Origin of the sequence: Sorangium sp. So ce296, from assembly GCF_051529605.1 — a bacterium.
GTDB classification, from domain to species: Bacteria; Myxococcota_A; Polyangia; order Polyangiales; family Polyangiaceae; genus Sorangium; species Sorangium cellulosum_D.
In genome coordinates, this window is record NZ_CP150325.1 from 2,892,545 (window position 1) to 2,913,381 (window position 20,837).

Annotated in this window: 9 protein-coding genes; 5 read left to right on the top strand and 4 right to left on the bottom strand. The window is 69.1% G+C overall.

Translation table 11 applies throughout. From position 1 onward, the window contains the following. Positions 1–48: 48 nt before the first annotated feature. From WME98_RS11010 to WME98_RS11020, 3 genes are all read right to left on the bottom strand, one after another. A complete protein-coding gene (locus WME98_RS11010) occupies positions 49–273 on the bottom strand; it encodes a hypothetical protein (protein WP_437951298.1) in 225 nt (74 codons plus the stop codon). Beyond that, complete coding sequence (locus WME98_RS11015) at positions 270–7,658, bottom strand: RHS repeat-associated core domain-containing protein (protein WP_437951299.1); 7,389 nt, start codon at positions 7,656–7,658, stop codon at positions 270–272. The genes WME98_RS11010 and WME98_RS11015 overlap by 4 nt, the downstream gene beginning before the upstream one ends. 578 nt (positions 7,659–8,236) lie before the next feature. Further along, complete coding sequence (locus WME98_RS11020; protein WP_437951300.1) at positions 8,237–9,307, bottom strand: PHP domain-containing protein; 1,071 nt, start codon at positions 9,305–9,307, stop codon at positions 8,237–8,239. A gap of 176 nt (positions 9,308–9,483) precedes the next feature. Here WME98_RS11020 and WME98_RS11025 point away from each other — a divergent pair, with 176 nt between their 5' ends. Then, entirely contained in the window at positions 9,484–10,593 is a 1,110-nt protein-coding gene (locus WME98_RS11025; protein ID WP_437951301.1) for a glycosyl transferase, read from the top strand. Positions 10,594–10,665: 72 nt separating this feature from the next. Here the strand turns inward: WME98_RS11025 and corA are convergent, their stop codons facing one another. Further along, a complete protein-coding gene (gene corA / locus WME98_RS11030) occupies positions 10,666–11,868 on the bottom strand; it encodes a magnesium/cobalt transporter CorA (RefSeq protein WP_437951302.1) in 1,203 nt (400 codons plus the stop codon). Between the two features lie 245 nt (positions 11,869–12,113). On the opposite strand from corA, the gene WME98_RS11035 reads away from it, so the two are divergent. The 4 genes from WME98_RS11035 to WME98_RS11050 all read left to right on the top strand — a co-directional run bounded on the left by WME98_RS11035 (position 12,114) and on the right by WME98_RS11050 (position 20,237). Further along, positions 12,114–13,577 carry a hypothetical protein gene (locus WME98_RS11035; protein WP_437951303.1) on the top strand — a complete coding sequence of 488 codons (1,464 nt, stop codon included), beginning with the start codon at positions 12,114–12,116 and terminating at the stop codon, positions 13,575–13,577. Positions 13,578–13,885: 308 nt separating this feature from the next. After that, entirely contained in the window at positions 13,886–15,292 is a 1,407-nt protein-coding gene (locus WME98_RS11040) for a sensor histidine kinase (RefSeq protein ID WP_437951304.1), read from the top strand. A gap of 922 nt (positions 15,293–16,214) precedes the next feature. Continuing rightward, complete coding sequence (locus WME98_RS11045) at positions 16,215–17,708, top strand: glycosyl hydrolase family 28-related protein (protein WP_437953971.1); 1,494 nt, start codon at positions 16,215–16,217, stop codon at positions 17,706–17,708. A gap of 657 nt (positions 17,709–18,365) precedes the next feature. Beyond that, complete coding sequence (locus WME98_RS11050) at positions 18,366–20,237, top strand: glycosyl hydrolase family 28-related protein (RefSeq protein ID WP_437951305.1); 1,872 nt, start codon at positions 18,366–18,368, stop codon at positions 20,235–20,237. Positions 20,238–20,837: the final 600 nt, after the last annotated feature.

The following is a 20,837-nucleotide window of genomic DNA, read 5'->3' on the forward strand; positions in this document are numbered from 1 at the left end:
GCTCACGCACCCGAGCACGAAGCTGAGTCGCCGGAGGCCGACTGAGAGTCACGTGCCGGGCACATTCACCAGATCGAACGCCAGGACTGCTGCAGCCACTGAGCGAGGTGAGATCCCCAGTGTCGACAAGAAGTCCGGGACGGCTTGTACGAATCGGACTCCGTCTTGCGCGAGGACGGTACACGTGCACATGCGCTTGGTGCCGCCGACATCGAAGGTCAGCTCGTACTCGTGCGCTTGCACCCAGATGATCGAACGAAGCACGGCGCTCATCTCCAGACACCTCCCGCCACCCATTGCTCGATCCAGCTCGCTCCGACCGTGTAGTTGACGCCGGGCAATGGATCCCTAACGACGAAACCGGCAGGGCCGGGTTCGATGACAACCATGTGGCCGGCACGAGCTCCCGGCGCCCAGAGCACCCCACCCATTGGGCCTCTTCCCGCAACTGTTAGTGCGTCAGCGCCACTACCGAAGTAACCCGCCCTCCAGCCAGGGCCCAAGCTCCCAGCAACATCTGCAGCGCTCGCCCACTCACCGATTTCGCTCAGTACCTGCGCCTGCGTCCGCGCTCCGCCGGACAGCATCTCGGCGCACGCAGAGCCACACGAACCCGGATGCGATTGCGCGACGGCACCACCTCGCCGCACTACGCTCGGCACCCAGGGACCGGAGCCGCCACCTACACCCTCTGCTGCGCTGCCGGTGAACAGCTGGCGGAGGCGAAGGCCGGGATTCGCGCCTGACGCGTTGAATCTAGGCGCGAGGGGGCCCGAGGCGAGGCCGCCCACGAGCGAGCCACCGAGGAAGTAGTCGTCGACGGTGCCTTCGCCGCTCGCGAGGCGACTCGCGGAGCCCGCGATCTCTTCGGCGCCGCCGTTCCAGAGGCTGTAGATGGCGGCGCCGGCGAGCGAAAGCGTGATACCGAGCGTGACGGCACCGGCGCACAGCGGGGCGCCGGGGCCGCAGGCGAGCGAAGCAAACGCACCCGTCGCGTAGCTGGCGCCGATGCCGACCCCCAACCCGACCCCGAGCCCCGCGGCACCGGCGAGAGCCGCCTCCGTGCCGGTCGCCGGGGCCGCCTTCGTCGGCGCGCTCTGAGGTGCCGATTGCGGCGGCGGTGCGCAGCCGCCGATCTCCACGGTCACTTTATACGGCTTTCCGCTGCTGTCGAGGCCGGCGCCCCACACCTCCGAGCACACTCGAGACCCCGCCGACTGCGCCTGCAAGCCCAGCGGGTCGATGAAGTTCGTGGGGCTGTTGAAGACGTAGCTGTAGGCGTTCAGGCCCTGGCTGTAGAACGGCGCCTGGATGATCGGGTCGGGCGTCAAGAAGCGACCGACGCTGGCGTCGTAGAGCCGGCCGCGCATGTCGACGACGCCGAGCTCGAGGTCGTGTTGATGCCCCGTGAAGCTCGTGAGGACGCCGCTGCCGCCCCCCACCGGCTCCTCACCTTTGCCGAAGGCGTCCGTCGCCTGGCGGTGAATCACCCCGCCTCCCTCGTCCGTCAGCACTTCCGTCGTGCCGAGCGCGTCGGCGTGCAGGTACACGGTGCTCCGCGACACCTCACCGCCTTCCTCGCGCACCACCACCTGAGCCACCTCTCGGTGCGGCCCCCAGATGCGGTGCCGGTGCTCGGTCGCGCCGGCGTTGCTGGTTACCCGCTGGAAGAGGCTCGCCAGCTGGAGCCGCACGTGCGTCGGACTGAGCTCCCGGACGCGCGCGCCCGTGACGTCGTAGTCGAACTCCACGAGCGTCTGGCCGCCTCCTTGACCGACGCGCGCCGAGCTGGGCAGGCCGAACGCATTGTAGGTCAGCTCCTGCACCCCTCCGAACACGTCGGGGCCCGCGCGGTGCTCCTGCCGGCCATTCGCGTCGTAGTCGTATTGGTTGTCGCCCGCGCCGGTCACCGCGTGCGGCCGCGGGCCGGCGTAGCTGTACTCGCCGATCCCGGTCTTCGCGGTGATGTTCCCCAGCTCGTCGTAGTCGATCTCCGAGCGGGTGGCACCCGGAGCAAAGTCGCTGGGGACGTCGGAGCTCGGGATCGCGAGCGAGACGCGCGTCAGCCGATCGAGGGCGTCGTACGAGTAGTACTCGTCGCGCGACGAATGCAGCTCGTCGAGCCGGACCTTCAGGCTGCCGTTCGTGTTGTAGCGGTGCTCCAGGCGCTGCAGCGGCTCGCCGCCGCGCGCGCTCTCGATGCTGAGCACGAGCCCGAGGCCGTCGGTGTAGCGCGTCGTCGTGACGACGCCGTTCCCGAAGCGCTCGCTGCCGATCCGATAGCCCTGATTCGCCTCCTGCAGCTCCCAGAACGGCTCGTCGGTGTCGTCGTCGAAGACGCTGACCACGTTGCCGTAGTCGTCGTAATCATGACCGACGACGAGCTCGCCGCCCGCGGCGGCTGGATAGTGGGTCTTGGAGCTCCGCCCAAACTCGTCGTACTCGACCCGAGACGAGAGGGACTCGCCTGCTGCCGTCTGAGTGACGGTGCTCAAGAGACCGCGGTTCCTGATCTGCGACAGGGGCTCATAACCGAACTCGACGGAAGCCTCGCCCACGCGCTCCGTGCGCGTCACGCGGCGCGCCGCGTTGACGCCCGTGTCGTAGATCCAGCGATTGAGGGTGCCGTCGCCGTCGACCACCACGGTGCGCCTGCCGAGCGCGTCGTAGCTCGAGGTCTGCGTGTCGCCGCTCGCGTCCGTGTGCGTGCGCAGCTCGCCGAACGCGAAGTAGGTGAAGCGATGCTCGCCGCTGTCCGGGTCCTGACGCATGGCCGTTCGCCCATAGCGATCTGGCTGAACGATCGTGGTATTCCCCTTGCCGTCGCGCGTCCCGATAGGGTCGCCGAAGGGTCCGTAGAAGAACTGCGTCAGGGTTCCTGCGGCATCGAGCGTCGCGGCGGGCGCTCCGCGAACGCCCATGACCTCCCAGCTCTCGCGCTGAGCCGGATCCGTGAGTCGCACCACCTCTGCCGCCTCGCGCCGCGCCCGCGCGTCGAGCGCGACGCTGGGCAAATCCGAGAACGGCAGGTACTCGAAGCGATATTTCCCACCGTTTCCGCGCTCCTCGTAGGTCAGACGGCCCAGGTCGTCGTACTCGTAGAGCAGGCTGCCTTGAGACGTATCGCCGCTGACGTGCGGGCGATCGCGCTGGCGCAGCCGACCGAAGGCGTCGTACGCCATGCGCTCGATCACGTCGGTGCCGCGGAGCCCCTTGGTGATGCGCCGAACAGGGCGCGAAAAGCCGTCGAGGAAGGTCTCGATGTGCGCGCCGCCGGTCGTGTGGCGCACCACACCGATGCGCTCGCGACCGAGGGAGCCGAGGTTCGCGTAGGTGGTCGTGGTGGTGGCGCTGGGTGACTCCGCCGTGACCTCTCGCCCGAACCCATCGTAGCCCCAGCGAGTGACGACGCTGTTCGGATCGGCGGCGAGCAGCAGCTTGCCGGTCGCGGGATCGTGGAGCACACGGCTCTCGAAGCCCTTGGCGTCGAAATGGCTGACGGGGTACTGGCCGCGGGCGTCGTAGACCACGCGACGGGTGCGTTGTTGCCCCTGCGCGTCCGCCTCGCGCACCTCTTGCACGTGGCCTGTGCGCGCATGCCGCGCCACCACGGTCGTTACGAGCCGGTAGTAAGCGTCGTCCGGCTCGCGCGTCGTTTCCCTGAGCCGGCCCGCGTCGTCGTAGTCGAACGTGGAGATCCGGGTGATGCCGGACTCCGCCGTCGCGCTGGTTGCCTCTACGCGACGGACCAGCGAAATCAGCCACGACGCGCGCTGAGCGGCGGTGGGGTTGAAGGTTCGGACGATGGTGCGCGTCTCCGCCGAGTCTTCCCCAGCGCCCACGGTCCACTGATGACGCGTCGGGTTGCCGTAGCTGTCCGTCTGGAAGGATTCGTTGAGCTCGGAGAGCACGGTCCTCCCCTCAAGCGGCACGGGCCTGGACTCGGAGACCGTCGTACGCGATGTCGCCAAGTGAGCGAACGGCAGCCCGGCGTCCGAGAGCTTCAGCTGCCAATCCGCGGACAGCCGAGCGACCTGTCGCTCGCGAAGCCGAGGGAACGTCTGAATGTGCGACGTTTCCAGCCCGGAGAAGGGATAAACGCGGCCCACGGCCGAGCCGGGCACTTCCTCGAAGTACGTGCTGTTGTCGTAGCTCCAGGCGTCGACCTGGACCCTCGCGTCGTCATCGTAAGTCACGCGCTTCCGGAGCTCGAAGCCCAGCCAGCCGCGTCCATGTAAGCCCCGCCGCGCCCCGGCGTACTCGAACGTGTGCCTCAGGTTGACGCGCGTGTCGCCGCCCGGCGCGTCCGGCGGCAGATCGCGGATGGTCTCTGAGTAGTTGCTGACGACTGGGCCCACCCGGCGCACGCACTGCACCGTTTGCCGTGTCGCCGCCGAGCAGCCCGTCGGATTGTACGTCCGGAAGCCGACCTGCTCCGACGACCATGGGCTGTACTGAATCTGCACGCCCTTGCCGAGGCCGTCGCGGGCCGTGAGCATCAGATTGGCTCGCGACGAGAGGTTGTGCGCCACCTGCAAGCCGTACGGCGCTCGCGCGTCCATCATGACGAGATCCAAGCCACCGTCTCCGTCGACATCCGCCTGGATAGGCGCCGACTCGTCGAAAAGCGTGAACTCGCTGATTGGCCCGGTCGCGGGCTGCACTTCGAACGCGGCCGATGTCCCCGAGGCCCGCAGCACGTACCAGGCGAGGTTGGTGCCGTTGCTCGACGGCCCCGTCGGAACCAGCAGATCGTACCGTCCGTCGCCATCGTGGTCGACGGGGACCGAGCGGTAAAAGGCGAAGCGAGAGATGTAGGGCGCGTCGCTCGGCAGCATCGTGCCTTCGCGGCGGAACCCGTCGCCGGTGTTGACGAACAGCGTCATGCGCTGTTCCGTGGGAAGGTCGCCGCGATAATTCAAGAGGTCGACCAGCCCGTCGCCGTTGAAGTCGAGGCTCTTCAGCTGCCAGGCGTTCGCGTACAGCGACAGCACCATGTGACCGTCTGAAAGGTACTCCTCGAAGCGATAGTCTTCCTCCGCGATCAAGCCCTGCGGCGTGCCGTCGTTATCGATGGGGATCTCCGGCACCTCTAGGCCGATGCCGCTCCAGGCGTGCCCGTCGGGGTCGATGAAGAGCGCGCGGTAGTCGACCTCCCAGTCGACGGGCAGCCCGAGCCACCAGTCGCGATACGGATCGCGCGAGCGCTGGACGATGTTGACCACCCCGTCGCCATCGACGTCGATGAACAACGGCGTGTATTCGCAGCCTGGACCGTGGCCAGCGAGCTCGCGCGGAGCATTGAAGCCCTGGCCCGGGCCGAGGCTCTCGTAGAGATCGTAGCGAAAGAGCGGGTCAGCAACCGTGCCGCCATCCTCGTACGCACAGTGAATGAGGTCGACGTGGCCATCCCCTGTCAGATCGGCGGTGTAGACGCGTTCTCCGAAGTAACCGTCCTTGGGCAAGGGCAGCGGCTCGGCGTCGAACCCGTTGCCGTTGGAGATCTGCACCCGGAAGCCGAAAGACGCCCGCGGGCACTCGTCGACGAGGTCGTCTCGACCGTCCCCATTGTAGTCGAACACGTTCGCCGAGGAGATGCAGTTCATGGGCACGCCCCCTATGTCGACCCCGTCCGCCGACAGCTGCGTATTGAACGGCGCCTCGAAGCGCGGTCCCACAAAGTCCGCTATGGCGCCGGCCGAGCGAGCCACGAAGTAGGAGAACGAAGGATTGCCGTCGGGATGCTCGCCGCCGATATCTGGATAAAGCAGGTCGTCGAATCCATCCCCGTCGAAGTCGAGCACCAGCGTCCGGCCCCGCGCGCCGCTCGTGACACCATTACCGAACCACTCCGGGGGTGACACCTCGTTCGCGGGCCGGGCGACGTTGAAACCCTCACTGCGGTCGTAGTTGAACGAGGTCGCCGGCATGCACGACCCGAGCGCGCATTGCTGCAGCGAATCCAGCCTGCTGATCGTGACGTCGGGCTCGTAGCTCAGCTCGTACGAGCGCTGCTCGCTGTTGCCCACGTAGGTGGCGATACGGGTCAGCCGCGCCGTCAAGGTGCGGAGCGCGCCGCGCTGCCAGGCTTGACGCGCATCCGGGCGATCCTCATAGCTGAAGCGAACGCTGCGATCTCCGGCCACGTCCGGGTTCACGTGCTCGCCGAAGTCGATCCGCTCCGGGATCAGAGGTGCATCCGAGCACGCGCCGTCGGCACAGCCTCTCTGATACCGCACCGTCATGGCGTTGCCGCTGTGGTCCATCACGCGCCGTAGCATCCAGGCGCGGATGACGCCATCGTGCGAATCCGTGGCGCCGCTGCCGCCGTATTCGAGCTTCTTTCCGTCTCGCTGCTCCACCAAGAATCCGCTGGGCACCTGGAGGCTGCCGACGGGCGTGATGCGACGGAAGCTCTCGAGCTCGGTGCGATAGCCTCCCTCGTGAGCGATCAGCGGCTGGCCGTCGATGCAGAGCCGGTCGTCCGGAGTGTCCGAAATGCCGGCAGGAAAGCCATCTGTTCCGGAGCTCTTCGGGCAGCGCGCGATCGCCGACAAGCCGGCGAGGGACCACCCCATTCCGGCGAGGCCCACCGACTGCACGCTGGCGTAGCTCAGGGAGATGGTCGGCGCGACGCCGCCTGGGCCCAGCGGCACCTCGATAGGAACCGTGTACGCCGCCATGCCGGTCGGTGTGACGTCGAAGCGCCACGGCACCGCGCCCACGGGGGCCGGTGCGGTCGTCGTCAAGGGGTCCGGCAAGGCGAGGCGCACGCCGGCCGGTGGCTGCGCAATCGTGGCGCATCCGTGCGACGGAATGCAGACTTGCGTGCCGGGCCGCGCGCGCACCGTCGCCCCCGCCTGCACGTCGATGTCCTTCGCATAGAACCAGCCGGTGTGATCTTTTGCGGCCAAGACGAGCTTCGCGCGCGGCGCGATGAGCGTCCCCTGAAACGCCGAATTGATGCCGACATCGAGCGTCCCGGCGTACACGAGGTTCCACACCGGCGGGGTACCCGGCAGAACCGGCGGCGGTCCCGAAGAGCTCCACGCGTTACCCTTCAGATGCAGCTCATCGCGCACCGACAGCTTCGCGCCGTCGGCGACGTAGACGACGCCCTCGTCCTGGATGTCGAGGGTGCGGAACGTGTAGTCGCCGCTGCTCAAGTTCAGGGTAGCGGCGCGCTTGACGGTGACCGTCGAGTAGTGACCCGGCTCGAGGGTATCGCTGGCGTTCGGCTCGATCGAGACGGGAGCCGCGACCGAGGCGGGGAAGTCCACGCTGAAAGAGAAGCTCGTCGTCGGGGTGAGGGTGGCGTGAGGCGCCTCGATGCCGCGAATCGTGGCGCCGCCGTCCTTGGTGATGCTGGTCGCCGAGATGGCGTCGCCGGCCATCGCTCGACTCCTCAGCCAGACGGGCCCGACGCTGATGATCGAGCCGACGGACGCCTCTACGCCTACGAAGCACGTCGAGCTGCCCGAGCAGCTCACCAGGCCCGGCTGCGAGGCATTGTCGAGCACTTGAGCTCGATCGCCGACGGTGACGGATCCGGAGGCGTTGAGCACGCCATCCAGCCTATTCACGCCGGCGGGAAAGGTCAAACTCAGACTGACCACCGCCTGCTGCTGCGAGGCCGACACCGTTTCCTTGGTGTCCATCGCGCAGCTACTGACCGCCAGCGCTGAGGCGACGACGCACATCAGCCCAGCGCTCCACCACGACCGACCGCTTTTGAGCCCAGCCACGCAGCCCTCCCGTCCAGCGCGATCATCGCCTCGCTGGAGGCCACACAGCTACCAGCGTCGCCGATAGGCCACAATACGAACAGCTGCAATCGCGCGTCCAAGCAGCAATTCGTCCATACTGGGGTCGCTGCCGCGCCACCTCGCGCGCCGTTCACCCGCGCCCGAGCCACCGCGGGACGCAATCGAACTGTCCCGCGACGCGCGTCGTGATCGTGCGCAGGGCGAGCCCGCAGGCCGCCGAGTGAACGCGGCCCCTTCGAGCCATGGGCAGGTCGTTGACACGGCGTCACGTTTCCAGGAGGGGGCGGGTCGTCGATGGGCCTTGTATATCCCCTCCGAACCGAAAGCTCCTCCGGTCGTCGTGGGGCCCGAAGGGCCCGAGGGGGGTCCGGGGGAAGACCGGCAACCTGTGAGCTTGGGGAGAACGCGACAGCCGAGCAGAGCAAGCGCCAGTCCTATGACACGATCCTATTGAACAGCCCTCGCCGCCCCTATTCCACCGTCGCGTACGCCGCCGTCCACGCCCGCTTCCCGTCCGGCCGCGTGATCCGCGCCCGCACGTAGCGCTCCCCGCCGCGGAGCCGGTACGTCGCCCGCCCCGCCAGCGGCTGCTGCCGCTCCAGCACGCGCCCGCCCCGCCCGACGAACTCGACGACCGCGCCCGCGGCCACCGGCCACACCGAGAACGCGTCGCCGCCGATCGAGATCCTCCGCAGCCGCGCGCCCGACGACGCGTAGAGCCGCCCCGCGGCGAGCGCGCGGCAGATCGACGCGCGCGACACCTCGCGCGAGAACACCTCGACGAACCCCCGGCCGGGCCCCGCAGCCGGGGCGCTCGACCCGGGCACGAGCTGGTGCAGGTCGTCCACCGCCACGCCGGCGATGCCCCCGCCCACGAAGCCGCGCGCCGTCAGCACCGTGTCCCACAGCGCCTCGTGCGACGGCCGCGCCGCGTCACCCTCGGTGTGCACGTAAGGATGCCCGCTGTGGATCTCCAGGAGCTCCGCCGCAGGCGCCCCCAGGAGGTCGCCGGCCGTCAGCGCCCAGTCGAAATTCGGATGGTTGATGAGCGCCACGCCCCCCTGCGCCCGCACCCGCCCGATCGCCCAGCTCAGCGCCTCGCCCTTGGTCGGAAAATCGCCGCCGCCGATCGTCGCCCGCGTGCAGAGCGCGTTCACGTGCACCGGCCGCCCTTCCGCCGACATCGTGATCTCCTCGCCGGGGAGGACGACGAAATTCGGCTGTGCCTCCAAATCCTGGAACATCGCAGGATCGGTGCGCTGGTTGTGATCCGTCAGGGCCACGAACGCATACCCGTTGTCGCGGTACCAGCGGACGACCTCGCGCGGCGGGCTGTCCCCGTCGCTCAGCGACGTGTGCGTGTGGAGATTTCCACGCTGGAACACGTCCACGTCGAGCGTCTGCTCGAACCGCAAGGGCCCCGGCGGCCCGCCCGGGGGATCGGGGGCGTCGGAGGAGGACCAGGCGCGCTCCCTCCAGGAGGCGAACGCGAGGACGGCCGCCGCGCCGATGACCACAAGAGCATTCCAGCGTCTGCGCATCCCCATAGCGACGATATGGAGAGTATACAGGACGCCTCGGCCGCGACCACTTCGGCGCAGCGCAATCGCACCTCCGCGCGCCCCTCACCGGCGCTCCGGCGCGCCCGTCCCCCGTCCGTTCATTCCGGCTCAAATCGTCGCGCCAGGGGGGCACGCCCGGCGGCATACTGCCTCCCGTGCCGCGCCCCCTGCTCGCCCTCGTCATGATCGTCAAGGACGAGGCGCCCTCCATCCGCGAGACCCTCGCCTCCGTCAGGCCCCACATCGACCGCTTCACCCTCCTCGACACCGGCTCCACCGACGGCACCCAGGCCCTCGCGGCCGCCGCCCTCGAGGGGGTCCCGGGCGACCTCGTCGAGGAGCCGTTCGTCGACTTCGGCGCGACGCGCAATCGCGCGCTCGACCTCGCGGGCGACGCCGCGGTGTTCACCCTCATGCTGAGCGGCGACGAGCGCCTCGTCGGCGGCGGGGCGCTCCGCCGCTTCTGCGAGGAGCGCCGCGACGCCTCGGGCCCGGGCCACGGCGCCTACTACGTCCGCGTGCGTTACGGCGATGCCGTCTACGACTCCGCCCGGCTCGCCCGCGCCTCGGCCGGGTGGCGCTACGTCGGCGCCACCCACGAGGTGCTCACCCGGCAAGGCGAGCCGCCCCCCTCGATCCGGGTCCCCGACGCCCATATCGTCCACGACCTCTCCCGCCGCGACCCCGCGGCCCAGACCCGGCGGTGGGAGCGCGATCTGGAGCTGCTCTCGGCCGCGCTCGCCCGCGCCCCCCGCGACGGGCGCACCGTCTTCTACCTCGCGCAGACCCTGGAGTGCCTCGGCCGGCACGCGGAGGCGTTCGAGACCTACGAGCGCCGCGCCGCGCTCGGCGGCTGGCAGGAGGAGGTCTACGAGTCGCTGTTCCGCATGGCGCGCACCGCCGCCGCGCTCGGGCGCCCCTGGGCCGAGGTGCAGCAGCGCTACCTCGACGCCCACGCCCACAGCCCGCACCGCGCCGAGCCGCTCTTCGCCGTCGCCTGGCGCTGGTACGAGCAGCAATGCTGGCCGCTCGCCTACCTCTTCGCCTCGCGCGGCGCCGCCATCCCCTTCCCCGCCCAGGCGACGCTCTTCGTCGACGCCGAGATCTACGAGCACAGGCTGCTCGACCTCGTCGCCACGAGCGCGTTCTACCTCGGCGAGCTCGCCGCCGGCGAGGCCGCGCTGCGCACGGCGCTCGCCCGCCGCCCCGGCGACCCGCGCCTGCTCCGGAACCTCGCCTTCTACACGACCGCGGCGAAGCGCTGACGCCCCGCGCCGCCGGGCGGCCCGCGTCCACGCGGCGCCGCCGCGACCCCGCCCTCGCCGCGCCGCCGCCGCTCAGCGGCCGTCGCCGTCCTTCCCGATCCAGCCCTTGCGGCGGTAGTACGAGAGCAGCCCGACGACGCTCGCCAGCATCAGGCACCAGACGAGCGGATAGCCGTAATACCAGTCGAGCTCGGGCATGTTGTACGGCGAGCTCTCGTGGTGGAAGTTCATCCCGTAGATGCCCGCGATCGCGGTGACCGGCAGGAAGATGGTCGAGATGATCGTGAGCACCTTCATGATCTCGTTCATCCGGTTCGATATCCCGGAGAGGTGGAGATCCATGAGGCCCGAGCTCAGCTCGCGGTAGGTCTCGACCATGTCCATCAGCTGCACCGAGTGGTCGTACGTGTCGCGCAGGTAGAGCCTCGTGTCCTTCGTGACGATCGGGTTGTCCTCGCGGAGCAGCGCGTTCACGAGGTCGCGCTGCGGCCAGATGGCGCGCCGCAGCGTGAGCAGATCCCGCTTCAGGTCGTGGATCGGCTTCGACATCGAGCGCTTCGCGCCGATGACCTCGATCTCCAGGTCCTCGATGTGCTCGCCGAGCCGCTCGAGCACCGGGAAGAAGCCGTCGACCACCGCGTCGAGCAGCGCGTAGGCCAGGTAGTCGGCGCCCCGCATCCGCGTCGTGCCCCGGCCGGTGCGGATGCGCTCCCGCACGGCCTCCATCACGTCCCAGTCGGCCTCTTCCTGGACCGTCAGGACGAACGTCTTGCCGACCAGGATCGCGAGCTGCTCGGTGCGCAGCGTGCAGCGCTCGTCGAGCTGCGCCATCCGGGAGATGATGAGGACGTGCTCGCCGCCGTAGACGTCCGCCTTCGGCCGCTGGGGCACGTTGACCATGTCCTCCAGCGCGAGCGGGTGGATCTTGAAGATCTCGCCCAGCCGCTCGAAGGTGGCCTTGTGCCCGAGCCCTCGGACATCGACCCACGTGATGGAGGGGCGGTCGTCGGTGAGGTACGGGATGCACTCGTCGAGGGTCTGGATCTCCTGCTCGGAGACCACCTCGGCGTCGTAGTCGATGACGAAGATCTTCGGCCGCCGCGTGTCCTCGATGACGAGCGTCCCGGGCGGCGACGCCGGCGGCGGCTCGTGCACGAGCCGATCGCGCCTTGGCCGCTGCGTCCGGTCGAGGTCGGCCCGCTCCTGGGCCCAGGAGGTGCGCAGCGGCGGGTCGCTGCTGCGCTGCGAGTCGGGGGGTAGCGTGGTGCTCGTCACGGGGGCGGGATGGTAGACCAAGATCCCGCGGCATCGAGCGCGCTCTGGCGCTCGCGGCGAGCACGGGTGGCGCCGCGGGTGGCGCTCGCTCCGCAGCGCCGCGTGGCGTATGCTGGGAGGGTCGCGGAGGGGAACGGGCGCTCGCAAGGCCACGTCTTCCTCCTTGTCCTGCTGGCAGGGGGAGCACCGCGAGGCGCGCCGGCCTGCGCCTCGCGCCGCCACGCGCCCTGCCCTCCCGGATGCCCATGGGAACGACCCTCGACATCGCGATCGGCCTCGTCAGCGTCTTCTTCCTGCTCAGCGTCCTCAGCTCGGCCATCTACGAGGCGCTCGCCGGCGTCTTCCGGCTGCGCGCCCTCAACCTCGCGCAGAGCATCGAGATCATGCTGGCCGATCGCGCGCTCGACCCGCACGTGCTCCGGTCGCTCGCCGCCCGCGAGGCCGCCGCGCACGGGGCCGCCCCGAGCGAGCCGATCGCGACGCGCGTGCTCCGCCGCGCCGCCGACCTCGTGCGCGTCCGGCTGATGCCGGGGCCGCACCCGAGCCCGCTCGCCGACGCGCTCCGGCAGCACCCGCTGATCAAGGACCTCAAGTACGGGTGGGTGGGGCCGTCCTACATCCCCGCGCACGCGTTCGTGGCGGCGCTCATCGACACCTTGCGGCACATCGACTGGCCCAGGAGCGACGCGCCGTCGCCCCCGCAAGCCGCCGCGGCGGCGCCGTCGCTCGCCCAGGCGGGCGCCGCGCCGTCGCCCCTCCTGGCGAGGGCGGCCCTCTCCATCGCCGCGCCCCCCGCGCCTGCGCCGGCGGGCGACGCCGCTTCCGCGCCGGCGGGCGACGCCGCTTCCGCGCCGGCGCCGGCGGGCGACGCCGCGCCCGCATCGCCGGAGAGCGCCGCCGCGCCGTCCCCGCCCGCCATCGCCGACGCCGCCGCGCCCCCGCCGGCCGGCGCCGCGGCGGCGCCGCCGGGCGGCGGGGCCGCGCTGCCGAGCAGCGACGAGGCGCCGCTCGACGAGCTGAAGGGCATCATCGAGCGCATGCCGCGGGAGAGCGATCTCCGGCGCGCCCTCGCCACGATCGTCGACAGCACGGTCCGGGACATGCGCGAGGCCAACATCCGGCTGGAGCGCTGGTTCAACGACGCCATGGACCGGGCCGCCGGGCGGTACAAGCGCCGCGCGCAGCTCATCATCAGCGCGACGGCGCTCGTCCTGTGCGTCGGGTTCAACGCCGACAGCATCAAGCTCGCGGGCGCCCTCTCGCGCGACGCCGTGGTCCGCGCCCACCTCATCGCCGCGGCGCAGGAGATGGCGAAGTCGGCGCCCCGCGCCGCGCCGCACGAGGGCGGCCTGGACCAGGACGAGGACCTCATGGCCGCGCTCGCCCAGGGCGGGAGCGCGCACGGCAAGCTCACCGGGCTCGATCTCAAGATCGCCTGGGGCGTGCAGGCCCCCGAGCGGACGAGCGCGCCGAGGCTCTGGAGCGCGCTCTCGGCGATCCTCGGCCAGGCCATCGTCGCCTGGATCCGCGGGGTGCTCGACCGGCTCCTGAGCCCCGGCATCCTCATCACCGCGGCCGCCGCGTCGCTCGGCGCGCCGTTCTGGTTCGACCTGCTCAACAAGCTCGTGAACCTCAGGACCGTCGGCAAGAGCCCCGAGCCGTACGAGCCCCCGAAGGGCGCCGGACCGGACACCAGCGTGAACCGCTGAGCGGCGGCCGCGGCCCGGCCTCCTCGTGGAGCGCGCAAAAGAAAGGAAGCGAGTCTTCCCGGGCCGGCGCAGAAGTCATGTGCGCTCAGCCCCGAACGCCACAATGGCGGCGCGAGGGGATGCACCAACGAGCTCCGGTCGATCTGTCAGCACCTGACACGAGCCCGGCGGACATCTGCCGCTGCGGCGACGGCGATCCGCCGCGGCTCCGGCGTTCTTCCGGCGTTGCGCTCGCGCACGCGGCGCAACAGTATCCCGGCATGGAGGTGCGATGGCCGCAGGCCCCGGCGAAATCGAAATCTTCTCTGATGATCGAGCGGCTGCCGTCCATCCTGCTGTCGCTATTTGCGGCGTTCTTCGCCGCTATCGCGAGTTTCGTGATCTCGGCCGCCTACGCCGAGCACCGAGCCGCCGAGATCGACGCTGCGGCGATGAGCTTGGCGGAGAACGCCACGCCGAGCATCATGCACCTGGCGGCCGCGCGCGCCGAGCTGAGGCACACCCAGGCGCTCCTGAGCGCCCTCGTCAACAGCGCCGTGCTGGGCCGGCCGCTCGACCGCCGCGAGCTCGATCAGGCGCGCGACAACCTCTCCCGGAGCCTCGACGCCTACCTCGTCATCCCCGTCTATCCGGGAGAGCTCAAGCAGTGGCAGACCGTCGCGCAGGAGCTCGGCAAGCTCGGGCAGGACACCGATCGGGTCCTCTCGCTGGTGGCGAACGACCAGCCGCGCGAGGCCAACAAGCTCATGGACGACACGCTGCGAGCGGACTTCGACGCGACGAGCGAGGCCGTGATGGCGAGCATCGAGCTCAACGCACAACACGCACGTCGCATGGCGGTCGAGATCGCGGCCAACCGCGTTCGCTCGCGCCGGGTCGCGCTGGCGCTCAACACGGCGAGCGTGGCGTTCGCGCTGCTGGCCTGCGCGGCGGCCGCCGTGCAGGTGCGGCGCAATGTGAGGCTGCTCTGGCGGCAGAGCGTGCTCCTGGAGCGCCGAGCGGATGAGCTCGAGCAGTTCGCTGGCCGGGTCGCGCACGACGTGCTCGGCCCCCTCGGCGCGGTCGCGCTCGCGCTGGACCTCGCCCTGCGGCGGTGCGGCGAGGGAGAGCCTGCACGAACGTCGATCGAGCGGGGCCGGCGGGCCATCCTGCGGGTCAAGCGCATCACCGACGGGCTCCTGGGGTTCGCTCGCGCGGGCGCGAGGCCGGAGCCGGGCGCGCGCGCCGAGGTGCGCCCCGTGATCGACGACCTCATGGTCGAGCTCGTCCCTGTCGCGGTGGAGCTCGGCGCGGAGCTCCGCGTCGAGCCCTTCGCCCCGTGCGCGGTGGCCGCGAGCCCGGGCGTGCTGACCAGCATCCTCGCCAACCTGATCCGCAACGCGCTCAAGTACCTCGGCGACGCGGCGACCTGTCGCGTCGTCGTCCGGGTGCTCGACGCCAGGGATGCCGTGCGGATCGAGGTGGAGGACACGGGGCCCGGCATCGCGCCAGCCGTCGAGCAGCTGGTGTTCGAGCCTCACGTCCGAGCGCAAAGCGCTCGAGTGCCGGGTCTGGGTCTGGGCCTCGCGACCGTCAAGCGCCTGACCGAGGCGCACGGCGGCCGCGTGGGGCTCCGCACGGTCGTGGGCGAGGGGAGCGTCTTCTGGTTCGAGCTGCCCAAGGCGAGCGCCGAGGCGGCGCGCGCGTCCGACGTCGACTCCAGCGCCAGCGCGTGACCTCCGGGAGGCTGCGGCCCGGCTGCTCCGCAGACGGCGCGAGGACGCGCCAGCGCTGCTGCGGGAAGTCGCCCACGGTTCCGCAGAAAGACCGGGCTCGCCCAGCGTGACATGTCACGTGACATGAGACGTCGGCAGCGTGGCATGTCACGTGACATGAGACATCGGCGGCGCGCTCCTGCAGCGCGCTCGCCGCGCGCGGGAGCGCGCTGCCGCGCTGGAACCGTGCTCTTGGGCTGGGTTCGCGGCGGCCCTCGCCTCGCGGGCTTGACGCTGATGCGTCGGGCACCGCCGCGATGCCAGGCCGCGTCGGATGGCATCATCGTTGCCTGACGAGCCCTCCGGGCGATGCCAGAGGACAGAAAGAAGCCGACCTTGGATGGTCTGCGCGCCGCGAAGCGCGCGCCACGGTCTGGGGTGCCGCCTGCTCATGCGAGGGCATCCGCCCATGCACCGCGGCATGGTCGCGGCGAACGATCGCCGTGCACCGGCTCGTCGGTGCTCTCTGCCGTGATGTTGACGATAACCGTACGACCCTCATCAAGGAACCAAAGAACCTATGCGCTTGACGCAGCGGCTTGCAACGATCTGCGCCGGAGCCTTGCTCGCGCTCGCCTCCGCCCCAGCCGGGGCGGACCCGCCTCCGGCCGCCTGGGGCTACGACCCTCCCACGGAGGAAAGCACCACGAGCCTGGCGATGTGCAGCCACCACGACGCCGAAGAAGGGCCGTTCGAAGGAGATTCTTTCACTGGAGTTGGATGCACTGGTGTTCCTTCGATATCGCCGACGTGCGAGGGACCTTTCTGCCCCACGGTCACGTGCTCTCCCTGCACGGAGCCCAACGGGGCGCCCTCCACATGCGAACAGAAGTGTTGCACTTCGCCTGCCACCTCGAACCAGAAGTGCCCGGGGACCTTGGAGGTGCATGAGAGGCACAACGGCTGTGGTTATGATGAGGATGATGATGGTGAAGATGAGGAGGACTGCTGTGAGCCGGGGTCCGTCGACTATTCGAATGGTGTAGTGAATGTCCTGCCCTACCTGGAGAGGCCGGCGGAATGGCCGTTCTCTGCCGACCCCGACGTCGACGATAGCTGCACCGTCGACGACAGCCCGGGCATCGCGAAGGCCATCGAATGCGCAGCGTCGCTCTCGACCATGAGGCGCACCGTCTATTTCCCTGCCGGGAGATACGTGGTGCGCACTCCGATCAGACCTCATTACGACGATCTGACCCTCACGGGACCGGAGCTGTCCGCGGACGCCGTCTCTGGCGATCCCGACACCGCGACCCTGGTGGCGGTCCCCTGCAATCCGGAGCAATTTCCCGGGGTAATCCAGGTCGACACGGCCCTCAGGGCGGACGACACCATCCCCGAAGTCCTCAACGAGGTCTGGATTCGCAATTTCCAGGTCGCGCTCACGGACGGTCCACGGTTGAGGGCCAACAGCGGCATTCACGTCAACAAATGCTCGAACTGCCTGGTGGAGAACGTCATCATGCGGTACGAGCCCCTCGTGGAAGAGCTGCCTTCCTGCAAGCCGTCCAACCTGGATGGCATCACGTTCGCCGTGGGATCCGGGGGGGCGATCCGCAATGTCATCGTGGACGGCGTACCGAAGGGCGGCATCTACCTGGCGTCGGACGCCGCCGTGCATGGCACGCCGTCGATCGAAGTGGAGAACTGCGAGCTCAAGAACATCAACGGTCCGGTCGGAGCCACCGCGCTCAAGATCATCGCCGCCAACGTGACCGTGAGGAACTGCGAGATCCACCACAACCAGCTTCATCCTGTCAATGGATCAGGGGCCAATGGTGGGCACGGAATACAAATCTTCACTCAGGCGCCGCTCAACGCCCCAGTCGCGGTGCCCGCAGACATCCGGATCGAGAACACCTATTTTCACCACAACGCCGGCTCCGGCGTCGTGCTGGCGAGCGCCACGCCGGGCTACGTTCCGACGGGGATCCGGTTCTATAGGGTCAAGTCCGCTTACAACCAGTACTATGGCGTGAACATCCAGGCGGGCACGGACGTCGAGATGAAGGACGTCTGGGCCTGGGGCAACGGATCTTACGGCATGTACCTGACCGCGAAGGGGACGCTGCCCGCCAGCACGTTCCGGATCGGCGACGTACTCCTGGAGGACCCGCTCGTCTTCGACAACCATCTCAAGTTCGGGTCGGGTGACAACAACGCGGGTATCAGGATCGAGGCCAGCGACGTCACCGTCCTCGGCGGCGAGGTCGCGGTTTGTACCGATGAGGGCGAGGTGCAGGGCAAGTCCGTCCAACAGATGTGCTGGCTGGCGGGCCCGGAGAATACGCTCTTCTACCCGGTGGGCAACGTCGTGTCGGGCGTGATCGCGACCACCACGTCCGAGCCAGAGATAGGGGATTGTCCTTATGATTGAGTCGAGCAGTCCACGGGTTCTACGCGTCATCAAGCCCCGGCGGGAGGTCTGACGCCCCGGGCTCCTGCGGCGAGCGCTCGACGCGGGCGGGCAGCCCCCACGTCCTAGCACACGTCGTGTCACCCCGGACGCTCTCCTGGAAACGTCCGAGCTGCGGGAAGTCGCCCACGGTTCAGCAGAAAGATCGGGCTCGCCCAGCGTGACATGTCACGTGACATGAGACGTCGGCAGCGTGACATGTCACGTGACAGGAGACATCGGCAGCGCGGTCCTGCCACGCGCTCGCCGCGCCGCGCGCGGGGGCGCGCTGCCGCGCTGGAACCGTGCTCTTGGGCTGGGTTCGCGGCGGCCCTCGCCTCGCGGGCTTGACGCTGATGCGCCGGGCACCGCCGCGATGCCAGGCCGCGTCGGATGGCATCATCGTTGCCTGACGAGCCCTCCGGGCGATGCCAGAGGACAGAAAGAAGCCGACCTTGGATGGTCTGCGCGCCGCGAAGCGCGCGCCACGACCTGGGGTGCCGCCTGCTCATGCGAGGGCATCCGCCCATGCACCGCGGCATGGTCGCGGCGCACGGTCGCCGTGCACCGGCTCGTCGGTGCTCTCTGCCGTGATGTTGACGATAACCGTACGACCCTCATCAAGGAACCAAAGAACCTATGCGCTTGACGCAGCGGCTTGCAACGATCTGCGCCGGAGCCTTGCTCGCGCTCGCCTCCGCCCCAGCCGGGGCGGACCCGCCTCCGGCCGCCTGGGGCTACGACCCTCCCACGGAGGAAAGCACCACGAGCGAGGCGATGTGCAGCCACCACAACGACGAGGAAGAGCCGTTCGAAGGAGATTCTTTCACTGGAGTTAAATGCGAAGGTGCTCCTGACATATCGCCGACGTGCGAGGGGCCTCTCTGCCCCACGGTCACGTGCTCTTCCTGCGAGGTGCTCAACGGGGCGCCCTCCACATGCGAACAGAAGTGTTGCACTTCGCCTGCCACCACGAATCAGAAGTGCCCGGGGACCTTTGAGGTGCATGAGAGGCACAACGGCTGTGGTGGTAAAAATGAGGTGGGCTGCTGTGAGCCGGGGTCCGTCGACTACTTGAATGGCGTAGTGGATGTCCTGCCCTACCTTCAGAGGCCGGCGGAATGGCCGTTCTCTGCCGACCCCGACGTCGACGATAGCTGCACCGTCGACGACAGCCCGGGCATCGCGAAGGCCATCGAATGCGCAGCGTCGCTCTCCACCCTGAGGCGCACCGTCTATTTCCCTGCCGGGCGATACGTGGTGCGCACTCCGATCAGACCTCATTACGACCGTCTGACCCTCACGGGACCGGAGGTGTCCGCGGACGCCGCCTCTGGCGATCCCGACACCGCGACCCTGGTGGCGGTCCCCTGCAATCCGGAGCAATTTCCCGGGGTAATCCAGATCGATGCGGCCCTCAGGGGGGACAATACCACCCCCGAGGTCATCAACGAGGTCTGGATTCGCAATTTCCAGGTCGCGCTCACGGACGGCCCACGGTCCAATGCCAACAGCGGCATTCGCGTCAACAGATGCTCGAGCTGCCTGGTGGAGAACGTCATCATGCGATACGAGCCCCTCGTGGAAGAGCTGCCTTCCTGCAAGCCGTCCAACCTGGATGGCATCACGTTCTCCTTGGGGTCCGGGGGCACGATCCGCAATGTCATCGTGGACGGCGTACCGAAGGGCGGCATCTACCTGTCGTCGAACCCCGCCGTGCATGGCACGCCATCGATCGAAGTGGAGAACTGCGAGCTCAAGAACATCAACGGTCCGGTCGGAGCCACCGCGCTCAAGATCATCTCCGCCAACGCGACCGTCAGGAACTGCGAGATCCACCACAACCAGCTTCATCCTGCCAGGGGATCAGCGGTCAATGGTGGGCACGGAATACAAATCTTCACTCAGGCGCCGCCCAACGCCCCAGTCTCGGTACCCGCAGACATCCGGATCGAGAACACCTACTTTCACCACAACGTCGGCTCCGGCGTCGTGCTGGCGAGCGCCACGCCGGGCTACGTCCCGACGGGGATCCGGTTCTATAGGGTCAAGTCCGCTTACAACAAGAACCATGGCGTGAACATCCAGGCGGGCACGGACGTAGAGATGAAGGACGTCTGGTCCTGGGGCAACGGATCTTACGGCATGTACGTGACCGCGAAGGGGACGCTGCCCGCCAGCACGTTCCGGATCGGCGACGTACTCCTGGAGGACCCGCTCGTCTTCGACAACCATCTCCTCGGCGGGTCGTGTCCCACCAACGCGGGTATCAGGATCGAGGCCAGCGACGTCACCGTCCTCGGCGGCGAGGTCGCGGTCTGTAACGAGAACGAGGAGGAGGAGGAGGAGGAGGAGGAGGAGGAGTGCGAGGTGGAGAGCAAGTCCGTCCAACAGATGTGCTGGAGGGCGGGCCCGGAGAATACGATCTTCTACCCGGTAAACAACGTCGTGTCGGGCGTGATCGCGACCAACACGTCCGAGCCAGAGATAGGGGATTGTCCTTATGACTGAGTCGAGCAGTCCACGGGTTCTGCGCGTCATCAAGCCCCGGCGGGACGTCTGACACCCCGGGCTCCTGCGGCGAGCGCTCGACGCGGGCGGGCAGCCCCAACGCCCTAGCACACGTCGTGTCACCCCGGACGCTCTCCTGGAGACGTCCGAGCACACGCAGCGTCACTCGGCCCCCACCCGCCCGCCCCCGCTCGCCCCCGCCCCTCACCGCTCCGCGCGATCCGGAACAGGTTCGTCGCCCCGAGCGCGCGCGCGAGCTCGACGCGCACCTTCGCCCGGACCTCGAGCAAGCCCGCGGGCGCGCTCTCGCGCGACGCGTGGTCCGCGCCGCCAGAGCAGCGAAGCATCGAACGGCTCGGTGCTCGGACGAGCGAGGGACGCCGCCACCGCGTCAGGCACGCAAGGAGAAGGCGCGGCCAGCCGCGGAGCAGGGCGGCACGGCCTTGGAAGCGACGAGGACGCCCAGTCAGGCTGCCAAGCTCGAACCGGTCTTCGAGGGCAGCCGACCGAGCCCGTCTCCGCGTCGACGAGCTGAAGCAGGCGCCGCTGATGATTCGACGCCGCCCGGATCCGACCGGAACGGTGCAGCGAGCAGGTATC

What these genes read in the sequence shown, in the direction of transcription:
- WME98_RS11010 (WP_437951298.1), bottom strand. Translation starts at nt 273, where the DNA reads ATGAGCGCCGTGCTTCGTTCGATCATCTGGGTGCAAGCGCACGAGTAC.
- WME98_RS11015 (WP_437951299.1), bottom strand. Translation starts at nt 7,658, where the DNA reads ATGGACACCAAGGAAACGGTGTCGGCCTCGCAGCAGCAGGCGGTGGTC.
- WME98_RS11020 (WP_437951300.1), bottom strand. Translation starts at nt 9,307, where the DNA reads ATGCGCAGACGCTGGAATGCTCTTGTGGTCATCGGCGCGGCGGCCGTC.
- WME98_RS11035 (WP_437951303.1), top strand. Translation starts at nt 12,114, where the DNA reads ATGGGAACGACCCTCGACATCGCGATCGGCCTCGTCAGCGTCTTCTTC.
- WME98_RS11040 (WP_437951304.1), top strand. Translation starts at nt 13,886, where the DNA reads ATGATCGAGCGGCTGCCGTCCATCCTGCTGTCGCTATTTGCGGCGTTC.
- WME98_RS11050 (WP_437951305.1), top strand. Translation starts at nt 18,366, where the DNA reads ATGCGCTTGACGCAGCGGCTTGCAACGATCTGCGCCGGAGCCTTGCTC.